This is a genomic window from Litorivivens lipolytica, from assembly GCF_014191715.1.
Classification (GTDB): Bacteria; Pseudomonadota; Gammaproteobacteria; order Pseudomonadales; family Spongiibacteraceae; genus Litorivivens; species Litorivivens lipolytica.
This window is the reverse complement of record NZ_JACHWY010000001.1, coordinates 131,443-146,746: the sequence shown is the minus strand read 5'-3', so window position 1 is coordinate 146,746 and position 15,304 is coordinate 131,443. Positions and strand designations below refer to the sequence as shown.

The following is a 15,304-nucleotide window of genomic DNA, read 5'->3' as shown; positions in this document are numbered from 1 at the left end:
GCTTTCGTTCAAACAAGCTGAAACAAACTAAAACAAACAGACCAAAAACGCGGCGCTACTCGCCGGAAATCGTCAGATGATAACCGCCGTATTTGCGAATATTGATCACGCCGGTATCGAACATCAGATACTGACCTTTAATACCCAGCAAAGTGCCTTCGGCTGTGGGCAGTTTGTCGAGATTGAAGGCCTTCACTTTAGTCGGGTAAACCTCGACCGGGAAGGTGATATGCACATCTTCTGCATTCAATAGCTCAATCGCATCATCACCAAAGCGCTCGCGCAGGTGGGCAATATCATCCGCACATTCTTCGGCAAGGCGGTCGCGCTCGGCGTGCAGATCGAGCGACTCTGGGTTGTTCTTGAGCATGGCCTGCCAACTGGTTTTGTCGGCAATATGGTTTTTGAACAGGCTTTCCACCAAGCCCGATTGCAAGCGGTTGCTGACCCGGAAAATGGGCAGGGCCTGCACCGCACCCTGATCAATCCAGCGCGTGGGTATCTGAGTATTGCGGGTGATACCCACTTTGGCGGTGGAGGTATTCGACAGATAGACAATGTGATCGATCATGCAGTGGGTTTCGCCCCACTCCGGCTCGCGGCAGGTGCCTTCAAAATAGTGGCACTTTTCCGGACTCATAATGCAGCTGTCACACTGGGCAAGGCGCTGGAAACAGGGGTAGCAGTAGCCCTGATTAAAGCTCTTCTTGGTTTTGCGGTCGCAGTGCACGCAATTGATCTGGCCTTCAAATTCAATTTTGAGGTGGCTGCCGATGCGACTATTCAGTTCAACTTCCGACTCACCCAAGGGCATCCGGTAGTGGGCGAGCCCATCCACCAATTCGGTGCGCATTTTCTGGACATTACCGCTTGCCAGTACCGCCATTACTGATCCTTCCACTTAAGAATGCTGGTCTCCGGCGGCTCGTCGTCGCACAACTCCCCTTCGGCCTTGCTGCCACGGTCAATGTAGCCCACCCGCTCTTCTTCACTGAGATTGTGCAGATCGTAGGTAATGACCGCTTCCATACACACCGCTTTTTGCTCGTCGGTGAGTGCGCGACCATCGGGCCACTTGCCGATTTCGACGGCACGTTTGAGGGCGGCGTGAACTTCCGGCGTCATCGCCTTGAGCATTGCTTCTACATTCATGGCTTTACTTCTGCGAGTCGAATTCTGAGCTGACTAAACGAGCGATTATACCAAAGGCTCAGCGGCCCGTGAGGCGCTGAACCGCAAGGCCTGAGAGGGCCAGCACCACGCCGGCAATCAGACCGCCGAGATGGGCCGCGTTGGCGATGGAGCCTAAGCCGAGCATTTCGGTAAAGCCGGCCATGCAGATAAAAAGCCAGGCCAGCATAAACACCACAATACCCTTGGGCAGGGAAAAGGCCGGGGTGGGCCGAAAGCGCTGCCAGACGACGATATAACCGAGGTAGGCGTAGATCACCCCGCTCATACCACCAAATAGCTGGCCCGGCGTGTACCAAACTTGCGCCAGATTCGAGAAAACCCCGGACACCACGGTGAATATCAGCAGCGTCATACTGCCCTGCTTGAACTCGATCCGCCGCCCCAGCTCCCAGGTCCAGAGCCCGTTAAACACCAGATGCATCAGGCCATAGTGCAGAAAGACCGGGGTAAACCAGCGCCAGTATTGATCCGGTGCACTGCTGAGCACATACCCGTCTTCTACGGCATTGATCTGGTAATAGGTCAGCAGGGCCATACCTTCTGTGCTGAAGGTTACAAGCGCGGCGCCCAGTATGCTGAGCACGAGCAACAAAAGCGTGACGGGCAAGAAGGTGGTAGCGCGCGACGGCTGACGCACCGGCGCTTCCGAGGGCTCAACCGTCAATTCGATCTCGCCGGAGGCCATGCGCTGATGCAGTGATTGCACCGCCTGAGCCGTGGTTTCGTCGGTGACCCAAACCACCTGTTCGCCCTGCAATTCACTGATCTGGTGGGGGACGCCCCTACCCGCCAGCATCATCGCCAGCGGGCGTAGGTCGTAATCCAGGGGAACGCGTAAGGCTTCGTAATTCATGCGGCGTGTTCAGTTGCCAAGTTTTCCGCCCCAACCCAATTTATCGCGGCAGCTGGCGTAAAAGCTTTGTTTGGCGGGATGAATCATCGTGAGTTTCTGGGGCTTTTTGCGCACGTAGACGACATCACCGGGGCGGGTCGGAATCACTTCCTGACCGTCACAGGTTACGGGCGCGGGCATTTTATTGTCGGCGAGGATCACAATTTTGATCTCGCTCTTGCCGTCCACCACAATCGGGCGGCTGCTGAGGGTATGGGGGAACATGGGCACCAGCACTATGGCATCCAGTTTCGGGTGCATGATGGGGCCACCGCCCGACATGGAATACGCCGTAGAGCCGGTCGGGGTCGACACAATCAAACCGTCAGAGCGTTGGCGATAGACAAACTCGCCTTCTATATAAAGGTCGAATTCCATCATATGCGCCGAGGTGCCGGAGTTGACCACCACATCGTTCAGGGCCTCGCCCTTGCCCACCGGCTCGCCCTGCCGCTTGACCTCCACATCCAGAAGGAAGCGTTTTTCCAGCGAGTATTCGCCATCGAGCACGGCGCCGATCTGGCTTTCGAGTTCATCGGGGGAAATATCGGTCAGAAAGCCGAGGCGGCCACGGTTGATACCCAGCACCGGCGCGGGCTGTTTGGACAGGGAGCGGGCGGCACCGAGAAAGCTGCCATCGCCGCCGACCACAATCACCAAATCGCAGACTTCGCCGATGGATTTGCGCGGGCAAACCCGCAAATCGTGATTCGGCAGCAAGGGCGCAATATGCTCACCTAGCACCACGGTGAGGCCGCGCGACTGCAAAAAGGTCACCAGCCGTTGCAAGGTTTCCGCAACGCCGTTACCTTCACGTCCTACAATGCCGATGTTTCGGAATGGATCCATAAATCTCGCCCTGATCAAGGCTCGCCAGTATCGCACTATGAACGCGTTTATTCATGCTCTAAAACATCCGCGCGTGCGCGAGCTTGCCTGGATCTGTTTTTCTGAACCGGTACTGAGTGATCTCAGCACACTGGCCCGCAAGGTTACCGCAGCCCGTTTTGAACTGCACGAAAACCGCCAAAATGCCCTGCTCGCGCTGGATCACGATCCTGAGCCCTTGCTGCGCCATTTAACTGAAAACTGCCGTTCCAAGCGACTTGGCCTAGTATTTGAGACCTATTGGCACTTTTTTCTGCAACACGATGCCGAAACCGAGCTGATCGCACACAACCTGCCAGTGCGCGATGACGGCAAAACCCTCGGCGAGTTCGATGTGCTCTATCACTGCCACCGCCGCAATCGTGCGGTGCATCTGGAGCTGGCACTCAAATACTTTATGGCCACTCCCGAGCCCCTGCAGGCGGGCAGCCCCATGAGCCAATGGCTGGGGCCCAACAGTCGCGACCGGCTCGATATCAAATGGCAGCGCATGCGCGATCATCAACTGGCCCTGCCCCGCAAACCGGCGGCGCAGGCGGTGCTGCAGGAGCTCGGAATTCCCCAGTTTGAACAGGAAGCCGCCGTGAAAGGCTGGCTATTCCATCACCCAAAGCGAACCCCTGAACCAGCGCCTATTAATCCCGATCACTGTCGCGGCCTTTGGCAGACCCACGCCGAATTTAGTGAACAGGAAAACGCATCCGACTGGCGCTATCTCGCCAAACCCGACTGGCTGGACAGCTTTGAAAACGCGGTAGCACTGGAAGAAAAGCATCGGGCGCTGACAGTGCAGCGCCCGATTATGGTGATTAACGAGCAGCAGGAGCGGCGCATGATCGCGCCAGATACCTGGCCCGAAACCGTATTAAATCGCCCCTGAGCAAGGCGCGGTTTACGGCATATCGTCGATAGGCTCGCCTTCTTTCTCGGGGATAATCAGGTCTTCCTGATTGATATTCAGCATCAGCATGAAGTTGGCGGCTACATATATAGATGAGTAGGTACCCACCACAATGCCCGCTGTTAACGCTTGGGCAAAACCGCGAATCATTTCGCCGCCGGTAAACAGCAGCGCCAGCAGTACCAGCAAGGTGGTCAATGAGGTCACCAAGGTACGGCCCAGCGTATCGGTCAGAGAAATATTGATGACTTCTGTCGGCGATTGTTTGCGCAGTTTCCGGAAATTCTCGCGGATACGGTCTGACACGACGATGGTGTCGTTCAACGAGTAACCGATCACCGCCAGCAAGGCGCCCAGCACGGTCAGGTCAAAATCCAGCTGCAACAGCGAGAAAATACCGAGCACGATAATCACGTCGTGGCCCAGGGCTACGACTGCGCCAAAGGCAAACTTGAGCTGAAAGCGCATGGAGATGTAGATCAGAACGACGACCAGCGCCAGCAGAATCGCCAACCCGCCCTGCTCGCGCAGTTCTTCACCTACCTGCGGGCCAACGAACTCAATCCGTCGCAATTCGACTTCACTACCGGCAGTTTCCTGCAGAATGCCGAGAATCTGATCGCCCAGATCCGGGCTCATGCCCTGCGGCAAACGCACCAGCACATCGGTATCTGCGCCGAAGTTCACCACCACAGCGTCGGGATAGCCGGCATTGGCCAGGGAACTACGCACGTTGCTCAGCGGTTCAGCTTGCTCGTAGACCACCTCGACCAACGTACCGCCGGTAAAGTCGAGGCCAAAGTTCAAGCCGCGCACCGCAAGGGAAACAATAGAGATCAGCACGAAGGCAATCGACAGGGCCGCCGCAACTCTGCGGACGCCCATAAAGTTAATCACTTTATCGTTCATGCCCCACCTCCGATCGCCAGTTTGTTCACACGGCGACCGCCGTAAATCAGGTTAATAATCGCGCGAGTACCCATAATCGCGGTAAACATGGACGTCAAAATACCGATCGACAGAGTGACCGCGAAGCCTTTCACCGGGCCGGTGCCCACTGCGTACAGGATTACCGCCACGATCAAGGTGGTGATATTGGCATCCATAATGGTGACAAAGGCGCGGTCAAAGCCCGCAGAAATGGCCTGCTGGGGTGAAGCCCGATTGGCAAGCTCTTCTCGAATACGCGAAAAGATCAGCACGTTGGCGTCTACCGCCATACCCACGGTCAGTACGATACCGGCGATACCCGGCAGGGTCAGCGTAGCCGCCAGCACCGACATCACCGAAATCAGGAGCACGATGTTGGCCGACAGCGCACACACCGCCGCGATACCAAAGACCCGGTAATACACCAGCATAAACAGTGCGACCAGCCCCAGACCAATCTGCACCGAGAGCACGCCCTGTTTGATGTTTTCCGCCCCGAGTGATGGCCCTACCGTGCGCTCCTCAACAAAGTCGATGGGCGCGGCCAGTGCACCGGCGCGCAACAAGAGGGCCAGTTCCGCGGCCTCTGCCGGACTGTCCAGACCGGTGATACGGAATTGCACACCCAGCGCATCGCGAATGGTTGCAAGGCTGATGATGTGTTTTTCGTCGTAAGGGGTTTTAACAATCTTTTCGGTGCCGTCGGCCGCTTCCACATAGGTGGTACGGGTCTTGCGCTCGATAAACAACACGCCCAGACGGCGGTTGATATTGTGGCGGGTCACCCGGTGCATCATGGTGCCGCCCTCGCTGTCGAGGGTGATGTTCACCTGAGCCTGACCGGTCTGCTGATCAAAGCCGGCTTGGGCGTTGGAAACACGCTCACCGGTGATCACGATATCTTTTTCCAGCCAGGCGCCGGAATCGCCGTAATCATTGGAACGGAAGTCAAAACGCTCGCGCTCGGACAGCGGTGCGTCGTATTTGGCTTCCAAACGGAATTCAAGGTTCGCCGTTTTACCCAGAATACGCTTCGCTTCGGCGGTGTCCTGAATACCCGGCAATTCCACTACGATGCGGTTTTTGCCCTGACGCTGTACCAGCGGCTCGGAAACACCCAGTTCGTTGACCCGGTTGCGCAAGGTGGTCAGGTTTTGCTCAACGGCGTAGCCTTCAATTTCCTTGCGTTTCTGTTCGGTCAGCACGGCGGTGAGGTAGAAGTTGCCCTCGTCTTCGGTCTTGGTGACCTGCAGTTCATTGTATTCGTCGCGAATCACTCGAGCAGCTTTATCGCGCAGCTCTTCGGTGTTGAAACGCCCCTGAATTTCGCCGTTATCCTGCAGCTGAACCAGTCCGCGAATACGCTCCTTGCGCAACACCCGCTTGATGCCGGTGTTATAAAACTCCTGACGGCTGGCAACTGCGCTGTCGGTATCCACTTCCAACAGAAAGTGCACACCGCCGCTGAGATCCAGACCCAACTTCATGGGTTGGCCACCCCAGGCGGTCAGCCATTCGGGTGTGGTCGGCGCAAGGTTCAGCGCCACGATATAGCCATCCCCCAAGGCGCGCTGAATCAGCTTTTGGGCAGTCAGCTGCTGCTCGCGATCTTTCAGGCGAATCAGCGCCGAATTGCCTTTCTCGCCGATGGTTTCGCCAAAATGCTCAATATTCTCTGCATCGAGTGACGCCAGCGCCCGATTCAGATCGGCCTGACTGATCTCGGCACCACTGCTTTCACCAGAAATCTGGATCGCGGGGTCCGGGCTGTAAAGGTTGGGGGCGGCGTAAAAAAAGCCGAACGCAACGACCAGCAAGATCAGTGCGTTCTTCCACCAGGGGTACTTATTCATTGAGCTCCACCGTTTGCGCTGCCTGTGGCAGCCTATTTTTTTAGTCTGTGCGGTTTTCCGTGCCGTTATAGGTAGATCGGGCCGCCAGCGAGAATTTCAAGGCTGGCGGCATCATAACAGGCAGCGACCGGGATTTCTGTGGCGTATGACCTCTAGCTCAGCCCAGCCACACGCGTGCGTTGCGGAACAGGCGCAACCAGGCACCATCTTCACCCCACTCGTCCGGATACCAGGAATTGCTGACCGCCCGGAATACGCGCTCCGGATGCGGCATCATAATGGTGACCCGCCCGTCTTTGCTGGTCACACCGGTAATACCCGAAGGCGACCCGTTGGGGTTAGCCGGGTAGTTTTCGGTCGGTTCCAGATGATTATCCACGTAGCGCAGTGCCAAGGTGCCATTGGTCAGGCTGCGCACCTGATGGTTTTGATTGCGGAATTCCGCACGGCCTTCGCCGTGGGCAACCGCAACTGGCATATGTGAACCTGCCATGCCGGCCAGCAGGATCGAGGGAGATTCCTCTATTTTGACCAAGGATGCCCGCGCCTCGAACTGCTCCGAGCGATTGCGCACAAAGCGCGGCCAGTCTTCGGCACCGGGAATCAGCTCACGCAGATTCGACATCATCTGACAACCGTTGCACACACCCAGCGCAAAGGTATCGTCGCGGTTGAAGTAGGCTTCGAACTCATCGCGAGCGCGGCTGTTAAACAGAATGGTCTTGGCCCAGCCTTCACCGGCGCCGAGTACATCACCGTAGGAGAAGCCACCACAGGCGGCGAGGCCTTTGAAATCTGCCAGCGAGACACGACCGCTAAGAATATCGCTCATGTGCACGTCGACCGAAGTAAAGCCGGCGCGATCAAAGGCCGCGGCCATTTCATTCTGACCGTTAACGCCCTGCTCGCGCAGAATGGCGATACGCGGGCGCACGCCAGTCTGAATAAAGGGCGCGGCGACGTCTTCGTTCACATCGTAGCTGAGCTTGGCGCTGAGGCCCGGATCGTCAGCGAGAATGGCATCGTATTCCTGCTGGGCGCACTCCGGATTGTCGCGCAGTGACTGGATTGCGTAACTGGTTTGGCTCCACAGACGCTGGCAGTAGCTGCGCGGCTCTTCAAACAAGACTTCTGCAAAGCGGCGAATACGCAGAGTATCGCTGTCTTCAGGCGCACCAATCTCACGCACACAATCGCTCAAGCCGTGCTGTTCCAGCGTGGCTTTTACCGCCGCCAGATCGGATTCGCGAACCTGCAGTACGGCGCCCGGTTCCTCGGCAAACAAGACTGCAAGGCTCGCGCCTTCAAGTTCGCTCAGGTCTACATCCAGACCGCAGCGTCCGGCAAAGGCCATTTCCGCGAGCGTAACAAACAGGCCGCCGTCGGAACGGTCGTGGTAGGCCAGCAGCGCATCGCGCTCCAACAGTTCCTGCATGGCATTGAAAAAGCCCTTGAGTTGCTGAGGCTGATCCAGATCCGCCGCTTCGTCACCAATCTGGTTGTAAACCTGGGCCAGACAGGACGCGCCGAGGCGGTTCTTGCCATTACCCAGATCGATCAGCAGCAGTTTGCTCTCTTGATCCAGTTTCAGTTGCGGCGTGACGGTTTTGCGTACATCCAGCACCGGTGAAAAGGCAGAAATGATTAGCGACATGGGGGCAGTCACCGCCTTTTCGCCATCCTCGTCCTGCCAGACGGTGCGCATGGACATGGAGTCTTTGCCAACCGGAACCGTAATACCCAGCTCCGGACACAGCTCCATCCCCACGGTGCGCACGGTGTCATACAGACGCTCGTCTTCACCGGGGTGACCGGCGGCACACATCCAGTTCGCCGATAGTTTGATATCGCTGAGTTTGCCAATGCGTGTAGCGGCAATATTGGTGATGGCTTCGGCGATCGCCATGCGGCCAGAGGCCGGCGCGTCAATCAGGGCCATCGGCGTACGCTCGCCCATCGACATGGCTTCACCGGCATAAGTGTCGTAAGCCACGGTGGTGACCGCGCAATCGGCTACCGGCACTTGCCAGGGGCCAACCATCTGATCGCGGTGTACCTGGCCAGTTACCGAGCGGTCGCCAATGGTAATCAGAAACTGCTTGCTGCCGACGGTGGGCAGACGCAGCAGACGTTCAGCGGCCTCTACCAGATCGACGCCGTCCAAATCCAGCGCTGGCTTGTCGAAGCGGCTGCGGGTAATTTCCCGATGCATTTTCGGCGGCTTGCCGAACAAAACGCTCATCGGCAGATCGACCGGATTGCTCTTAAGGTAGCTGTCGCCAACCTTGAGATGCTTGTCTTCGGTCGCTTCACCCACCACCGCATAGGGGCAGCGCTCGCGCTCACAGATGGCGGCGAAGGTTTCCATATCTTCCGGGTTAACCGCCAGAACATAGCGCTCCTGGGATTCGTTACACCAGATTTCGAGCGGTGACATGCCGGGCTCGGCATTGGGCACATTGCGAATATCAAAGGTGCCACCGGTGCCACCGTCTTTGGCGAGCTCCGGGAAGGCGTTGGACAGACCGCCTGCACCCACGTCGTGAATAAAGGCGATCGGGTTTTGCTCGCCACGCGACCAGCAACGGTCGATGACTTCCTGACAGCGACGCTCGATTTCCGGGTTCTGGCGCTGCACCGAGGCAAAATCCAGATCTTCGCTGGAACTGCCGCTGCTCATAGACGACGCAGCACCGCCACCCAGACCAATCAACATGGCCGGACCACCGAGCACCACCAGCTGGGCGCCGGGCTCGAAGGGCGGCTTATCAACGTGTTCGGCTTTAATATTGCCGTAACCACCGGCAATCATAATGGGCTTGTGATAACCGCGGCGCTCTTCGCCGTTGGGGCCGTTGACAGTTTCTTCGTAGGTGCGGAAGTAACCGCAAATATTGGGACGACCGAACTCGTTGTTGAACGCCGCACCACCAATGGGGCCTTCAACCATGATGTCGAGGGCCGAGACTATGCGATCCGGCTTGCCGTAATCCTGCTCCCAGGGCTGAACTGCACCTGGCAGTTGCAGGTTAGAGACCGTAAAACCGGTCAAACCCACTTTGGGTTTGGAACCGCGCCCCACGGCACCCTCATCGCGAATCTCACCACCACTGCCAGTGCCCGCACCGGGGAACGGCGCAATAGCCGTCGGATGGTTATGGGTTTCCACCTTCATCAGCAGATGAATGTCTTCCTGATGATAGTGGTACTCCATGGTGTCCGGCTCGGGATAGAAACGCCCGGCACGACTGCCGGTGACCACCGCCGCATTATCGGCGTAGGCGCTGAGGACGTTGTCGCCGCCCTGCTCGTAGGTGTTCTTGATCATCTTGAACAGTGACAGGGACTGTTCTTCACCGTCGATACTCCAGCTGGCGTTGAAGATCTTGTGACGGCAGTGTTCGGAGTTGGCTTGCGCAAACATCATCAGTTCGACATCGGTCGGGTCGCGCTGAAGCTTGGCAAAGGCGTCGTGGAGATAATCGATTTCGTCGTCGGCCAGTGCAAGACCGAGTGAGACATTGGCTTCGACCAGCGCATCGCGGCCGTCAGCAAGCACCGGGACCGTGGACAGAAGCGCCGGCTCTTGACTGCTGAACAGGGCAACAGCTTCCTGAGGGTCGGCAAAAACACTCTCTACCATACGATCGTGCAGCTCAGCCGCCAGTGCCTTCGCGAGTTCTGCATCCGGAGGCGTATCAAAGGCCAGATGGTAGGCAATACCGCGCTCGATACGCTTGACCTTATCAAGCCCCGCATTGCGGGCGATATCCGTTGCCTTGCTCGACCAGGGCGATATGGTGCCGATACGAGGCGTCGCGAAGATACAGAGCCCTTCCACTTCGTCCTGCTGTAAGGCAGGCCCGTAGCGCAGCAGCTGGCGCAGTACCTTCATTGAGGCTTCTTCAAGATGACCCTCGACATCCGCGAGGTGGATATAGCGCGCAGACACGGCCTGAAGGTCAGGCGCGATATCGCGCAAGGTCTGCTGAAGTTTCTCGAGACGGAAGTCTGAAAGCGCCGGAGGTCCGGGAAGAATAAGCATACTGGCCTGGTGCCCTGTATCGACAAAATTTGAGCGGCGTATTGTAATCGATTTGGCACCGAATTTTTATCCAAATCCCCGATTCCTCAGGCATTTGAAATTCTGGCGTCCGGCCCCACCCCGAGGCTAGAATGTGGCGGGTAGCTCCCGGGAACGGACCGTTGAGATTTAAACACCTATACCAGCACCTTCTACTGATCAGCGCCCTGCTGCTCGGCGCCTGCCAGGAGCAGGACAGCCTCAGCATCATTGAGAAGGAAGGAACCCTCAAAGTCACCACCCGCAATGGCCCGACTACCTACTATGAGAACCGGGGGGCCGGTACGGGCTTTGAGTTCGTGCTCGCCCAGATGTTTGCCGACTATCTGGACGTGGAACTGGAAATCATCCCGGTATACGGCATAGAAGATCTTTTTGTGCACTTGGAAAAAGGCCGCGCCCAACTGGCAGCCGCCAGCCTGACACCCTCCCCCGAACGCAGCCAGCATTTTGACTACGGCCCCACCTATATGAAGGTGAGGCAATTTGTGATCTACCGCCGCGGGATTGCCTTTGCCGCCTCCATCGAAGACCTGATCGGTCGCAAAGTTCAGGTGATGCAGGGCAGCACTCAGGAAGAAACACTGCGCGAGCTGCAGAAGGAGCACCCGGAGTTAAGCTGGGAAGCACCACCCAAGCTGGAAACCACCGACCTGCTGGAGATGCTCGAGGACGGCGAGATTGAATTTACGGTGCTGGACTCCAATGAATACCTCGCCAATAAAGGCTTCTACCCCCAGCACCGGGTCGCCTTCAGCATCGGCGAACCGAGCGCCCTGGCCTGGGCCCTGACCAACAAATACGACAACACCCGCCTGCAGAAAAAACTCGATGCCTTTTTCGAAAAAATCCGGGAAAGCGGCGAGCTGGCCAGTCTGGTAGAGCGTTTTTACGGCCACAATGAGGCCAACACCCAGATTAACTCCCAGACCTTTGTGGAAGCGGTTGAGTCCAAACTGCCGGACTACAAGGATCTGATCGAGACCGTCGCACTGGAATATGAAATCGACTGGCGCCTGCTCGCCGCCATCAGTTATCAGGAATCCTACTGGAATCCGCGCGCCGTATCGCCCACCGGGGTTAAGGGCATGATGATGCTGACCCGTCGCACCGCCAAGGAGATGGGCGTAACCCAACGCTTTGATGCCCGCCAGAGCCTACGAGGCGGAGCGCGCTACTTCAAGAAAATTCACCAGCTGCAGGATGATGACGTACCGGAGCCAGACCGAACCTGGTTTGCACTGGCCTCCTACAATATCGGCCGAGGGCATCTGGAAGATGCCAGAACCCTGACCAAACAACAGGGCGGCAACCCGAAGCTGTGGAAGGATGTGAAGGAAAGACTGCCGCTACTGCGCCAGCGCAAATACTACAGCAAAACCCGCTACGGTTTTGCCCGGGGCGATGAGGCGGTGCACTACGTGCAGAATATCCGCCACTACTACAGCCTGCTCACCTGGACCGAGATCAGCAAAGTGCGCGTGCCGCCGCCAAAAGTGGTGCAGGATTTGCTGCCGCCGGAAGTGGCGCCGTTCTACAAAGCGCTGTAAGCGCGGCACCGTCATTGCGAGCCCTTTTAGCGAAGCAATCTCCCGACAAGTGCAGCATAGTCTCGAGATTGCGTCGTCGTTTCACTCCTCGCAATGACGGGGGAATCTAAATTAGTGTCAGGACAAACCCCAAACCAACGTCATTGCGAGAGAATCGAAGCAATCTCCCGACGAGTGGCAGCATAGCCTCGCAATGATGGAGAGCTCTACTCTAACGTCGCTTGCGCGCAAAAAACTCGCTCATCACCCGCGCGCACTCCTCCGCCAGCACCCCGCCCTCAACATCCACGCGGTGGTTGTAAAACGGCTGAGAAAGCACTTGCAGCTGACTGGCTACCGCTCCGGCACGCGGTTCACTCGCGCCATAGACCAGCCGTTTGATGCGGGCGTGTATCAGTGAGCCGGCACACATGGTGCAAGGCTCAACGGTGACATACAGGGTAGTATCAGGCAGACGGTAATTGCTGACCGTCTCGGCCGCCTTGCGCAACACCACGATTTCGGCATGGGCGGTAGGATCATTCAGGGTAATGGGCTGGTTAAAGCCTTCGGCAATTAACTCACCGTCACGCACCAGTACGGCACCGACCGGCACTTCACCGAGACGCTCCGCGGCATGCGCCTGTTCGAGCGCTCGGCGCATCCACTTTTCGTCTTCGGAGGTCATCTCACTTCGCCGCAAGAGCGGCAATAGGCTTCAAGATCAGCTCGATGCGGCGGTTCTGAGCCCGCCCCTCGGCTGTGTCATTATTGGCAATGGGCTTTGCGGAACCGTAACTCATGATCGCGAGGCGTTTCTTCGCTATGCGCTGCCTATTCAGGTACTCACCCACCGCCAGCGCCCGGCGTTGAGCGAGGGCATGATTCGCCGCCTCCCCGCCACTGGCATCGGTGTGGCCGACCACCGTCACCAGTGTTTTGTCATATTCAGTCAAAATTTTCCCAATCACCGACAGGACCGAGGTCACCTCGGGATTGATTCGGTCGCTGCCCGCTTCAAAGGTAGGCGCCCCCGGCATAATCATTTGAATCTCGCGATTGCCACGAGTCAGCTCAATGCCGCTGTCACGAAGTTGATGCTGCAGAGTCGCGTACTGCACGTCCATATAATAGCCAACGTTATCCTGACTCAGTGGCGCCGCAGACGTTTGAACTAATCGCTGGAGATACTCGTCCAGCTCACTGGGGTTGGCGACCACCTTCAGACTCGCTTGCGCAGCCACTGGTTTTGCATTCGCTGACGTTTCCGGCTCCGGCTTCTCGCCATAGAAACGCTGAAAATCAATATAGGAACAGGCACTGAGGCTCAATGTTGCCCCGATCACACACGCTTTTATTGCGCCGAGCAGACGCCTATTTTGGGCTACTAAATACATAGTCCAGAACTCCATAAACCTGACTAAACGGCGATTTCAGGAGCGAGCCTCCTTATTGTTTGCCGTTATTCTTTCTGACGAAAGCCTTAAATTCTCTTGACGCCATCGGCTTGGCATAGAAATAACCCTGCCCCAGACGGACACCCTGCTTCACGAGCCAGCTAGCCTGATGTGACTCCTCGATACCCTCGGCAATAATATCCAACTCTAAGGATTTGGCGACCTCGATAACGTGCACAATAACGTTACTGGTTACCGCATGGGTATCGATGGCATCCACAAAAGCCTTATCAATCTTGAGCACATCCAGTTCAAAACTTTCTAGATAGGACAAACTGGAATAGCCGGTGCCAAAGTCATCGATAGCGATGGTATGTCCACGGCTGCGCAGGGTACTAATGCGCTTGCGTGCCTCGTCGGTATCGACCAGCGCCCGCTCTGTTATTTCCAGCTTGATGCACGCCGGTTTAAGTTTTGCCTGCTTGATGGCAGAGTCCAGCTCGATCATGAGCCGATCGCTCTCCAGATCCTGAGCCGACAAATTCAGATTGATACTGAGTTGTGGATTGCGCCGAAGCAGGTCGCCCATATCCGTGAGGATGCTGTGCAACATGGAGATGGTCAGATCGCTTATCAGCCGGTTGTCTTCTGCCAGTGGAATAAAAACATCGGGACCAACCCGCGATCCGTCTTCCGTTGTCCAGCGAGCCAGCGATTCCGCGCCAACGCATTGGCCTGTCGAGAGATCCACAACGGGCTGGTAGTAAGCCTCGATCTTGCGGTCGGCAATAGCGGCTTTCAATTCGGCCAGAAGCCCCAGTTTGCTGCGGCTGAATTTCAGCAGGATCACAATCCACAACCAGATGATACCGATCCCGATCGCACCAAAGGTGAGAATGGTTGGCAGGTAGACGCTCCAGAACTCCTGAATATGCTGCACCGCAACAACATCAATCGGGAAAATCGTGCCCAGAGAGAAGCGGGCCATCGTACGCTGGGTTTTGCTGTCTACGGTCAGCCCCTGTTCCAGCGTTTCAGGCTCGGGCAAGACCACGCCCTTAGGGGAGGTCGTCATCAACAGGCCTTCAACCCAAAGACCGACCTCATGATTTTCCAACAGGTCCGAGTTCAAGAGCAGGCGAGGATCAATGACTACGTCGTGGCGGCCAAAACGCATCAAGAACAGTTGCACGCCCCCGACTTCAGTTTCCTCGCCGGGCCACCACGCAATCATGCCAGAGTCGTAGATGCGACTGGCTTTGGGCGGCGTGAAATGCTCCGCCAGCCCTGTACCGCACTGACGCTCGGCAGCACGCCAGTAACCGATACCTCGCACGTAGGTACGGGCTATCGCGATATCCTGCATTAACTCAAGGTGTTTGGGGGAACATGGTTCGAGCGCCGCATCATTTAGCTCGACCAGAAGGGCCCTGGCATCGATGATGGCGTTTTCCGCTCGCTGGCCAATGCGCTCGGCCAACTTCTGCAGTCGCGTTTCTTCCGCTGATACCGATTGAAACCAGACATAGCCGCCAATAGCAGCAAACAGGATGAGGGCGCCAGCGATCGCTGTCGCCACCATTCCCAGATAGATTTTGTCCCGCCGCCCCAGCTTCACTGCCACCTCAACGCCCTC

The 15,304-nt window shown here is 57.1% G+C and carries 12 protein-coding genes; 2 read left to right on the top strand and 10 right to left on the bottom strand.

The window, feature by feature from the left end:
* Nucleotides 1-55: 55 nt before the first annotated feature.
* From FHR99_RS00605 to FHR99_RS00590, 4 genes are read right to left on the bottom strand one after another with little or no spacing between them, the layout of a single operon-like run.
* Nucleotides 56-886, bottom strand: coding sequence for a DUF2797 domain-containing protein (locus tag FHR99_RS00605; protein ID WP_183408604.1), 831 nt, complete (start codon nucleotides 884-886; stop codon nucleotides 56-58).
* Entirely contained in the window at nucleotides 886-1,152 is a 267-nt protein-coding gene (locus tag FHR99_RS00600; RefSeq protein ID WP_183408603.1) for a YeaC family protein, read from the bottom strand. Before FHR99_RS00600 ends, FHR99_RS00605 begins: the two co-directional genes overlap by 1 nt.
* Nucleotides 1,153-1,210: 58 nt before the next feature.
* Nucleotides 1,211-2,047, bottom strand: a complete 837-nt coding sequence (locus tag FHR99_RS00595) for a rhomboid family intramembrane serine protease (protein WP_183408602.1) — start codon at nucleotides 2,045-2,047, stop codon at nucleotides 1,211-1,213.
* 9 nt (nucleotides 2,048-2,056) lie between these two features.
* The gene (locus FHR99_RS00590; protein ID WP_183408601.1) at nucleotides 2,057-2,935 is read right to left on the bottom strand and encodes an NAD(+) kinase; all 879 of its coding nucleotides are present in this window, start codon (nucleotides 2,933-2,935) and stop codon (nucleotides 2,057-2,059) included.
* 37 nt (nucleotides 2,936-2,972) lie between these two features.
* Between FHR99_RS00590 and FHR99_RS00585 the strand changes: the two genes are divergently transcribed.
* On the top strand, nucleotides 2,973-3,854 hold the full coding sequence (locus FHR99_RS00585) for a DUF1853 family protein (RefSeq protein ID WP_183408600.1): 882 nt from the start codon (nucleotides 2,973-2,975) through the stop codon (nucleotides 3,852-3,854).
* A 12-nt stretch (nucleotides 3,855-3,866) separates the two neighbouring features.
* Here the strand turns inward: FHR99_RS00585 and secF are convergent, their stop codons facing one another.
* The 3 genes from secF to purL all read right to left on the bottom strand — a co-directional run bounded on the left by secF (nucleotide 3,867) and on the right by purL (nucleotide 10,703).
* Nucleotides 3,867-4,784, bottom strand: a complete 918-nt coding sequence (secF, locus tag FHR99_RS00580; RefSeq protein ID WP_183408599.1) for a protein translocase subunit SecF — start codon at nucleotides 4,782-4,784, stop codon at nucleotides 3,867-3,869.
* A complete protein-coding gene (gene secD / locus FHR99_RS00575; protein ID WP_183408598.1) occupies nucleotides 4,781-6,658 on the bottom strand; it encodes a protein translocase subunit SecD in 1,878 nt (625 codons plus the stop codon). Before secD ends, secF begins: the two co-directional genes overlap by 4 nt.
* 157 nt (nucleotides 6,659-6,815) lie before the next feature.
* Nucleotides 6,816-10,703, bottom strand: a complete 3,888-nt coding sequence (gene purL / locus FHR99_RS00570) for a phosphoribosylformylglycinamidine synthase (protein WP_183408597.1) — start codon at nucleotides 10,701-10,703, stop codon at nucleotides 6,816-6,818.
* A 161-nt stretch (nucleotides 10,704-10,864) separates the two neighbouring features.
* On the opposite strand from purL, the gene mltF reads away from it, so the two are divergent.
* A complete protein-coding gene (gene mltF, locus FHR99_RS00565) occupies nucleotides 10,865-12,292 on the top strand; it encodes a membrane-bound lytic murein transglycosylase MltF (protein ID WP_183408596.1) in 1,428 nt (475 codons plus the stop codon).
* A 211-nt stretch (nucleotides 12,293-12,503) separates the two neighbouring features.
* Here the strand turns inward: mltF and tadA are convergent, their stop codons facing one another.
* The 3 genes from tadA to FHR99_RS00550 form a co-directional block, all read right to left on the bottom strand.
* Nucleotides 12,504-12,959, bottom strand: a complete 456-nt coding sequence (gene tadA, locus FHR99_RS00560) for a tRNA adenosine(34) deaminase TadA (protein WP_183408595.1) — start codon at nucleotides 12,957-12,959, stop codon at nucleotides 12,504-12,506.
* A gap of 1 nt (nucleotide 12,960) precedes the next feature.
* The gene (locus tag FHR99_RS00555; RefSeq protein WP_183408594.1) at nucleotides 12,961-13,602 is read right to left on the bottom strand and encodes an OmpA family protein; all 642 of its coding nucleotides are present in this window, start codon (nucleotides 13,600-13,602) and stop codon (nucleotides 12,961-12,963) included.
* Between the two features lie 118 nt (nucleotides 13,603-13,720).
* Nucleotides 13,721-15,250 (bottom strand): EAL domain-containing protein, encoded by a 1,530-nt coding sequence (locus FHR99_RS00550; protein ID WP_183410061.1) that lies wholly within the window; start codon nucleotides 15,248-15,250, stop codon nucleotides 13,721-13,723.
* Nucleotides 15,251-15,304 lie beyond the last annotated feature (54 nt).

Excerpts from the sequence above, each read along its gene's own strand:
- secF (WP_183408599.1), bottom strand. The coding sequence starts at position 4,784 with ATGAACGATAAAGTGATTAACTTTATGGGCGTCCGCAGAGTTGCGGCG.
- FHR99_RS00595 (WP_183408602.1), bottom strand. The coding sequence starts at position 2,047 with ATGAATTACGAAGCCTTACGCGTTCCCCTGGATTACGACCTACGCCCG.
- FHR99_RS00590 (WP_183408601.1), bottom strand. The coding sequence starts at position 2,935 with ATGGATCCATTCCGAAACATCGGCATTGTAGGACGTGAAGGTAACGGC.
- FHR99_RS00600 (WP_183408603.1), bottom strand. The coding sequence starts at position 1,152 with ATGAATGTAGAAGCAATGCTCAAGGCGATGACGCCGGAAGTTCACGCC.
- FHR99_RS00605 (WP_183408604.1), bottom strand. The coding sequence starts at position 886 with ATGGCGGTACTGGCAAGCGGTAATGTCCAGAAAATGCGCACCGAATTG.
- purL (WP_183408597.1), bottom strand. The coding sequence starts at position 10,703 with ATGCTTATTCTTCCCGGACCTCCGGCGCTTTCAGACTTCCGTCTCGAG.
- FHR99_RS00550 (WP_183410061.1), bottom strand. The coding sequence starts at position 15,250 with ATGGTGGCGACAGCGATCGCTGGCGCCCTCATCCTGTTTGCTGCTATT.
- tadA (WP_183408595.1), bottom strand. The coding sequence starts at position 12,959 with ATGACCTCCGAAGACGAAAAGTGGATGCGCCGAGCGCTCGAACAGGCG.
- secD (WP_183408598.1), bottom strand. The coding sequence starts at position 6,658 with ATGAATAAGTACCCCTGGTGGAAGAACGCACTGATCTTGCTGGTCGTT.
- FHR99_RS00585 (WP_183408600.1), top strand. The coding sequence starts at position 2,973 with ATGAACGCGTTTATTCATGCTCTAAAACATCCGCGCGTGCGCGAGCTT.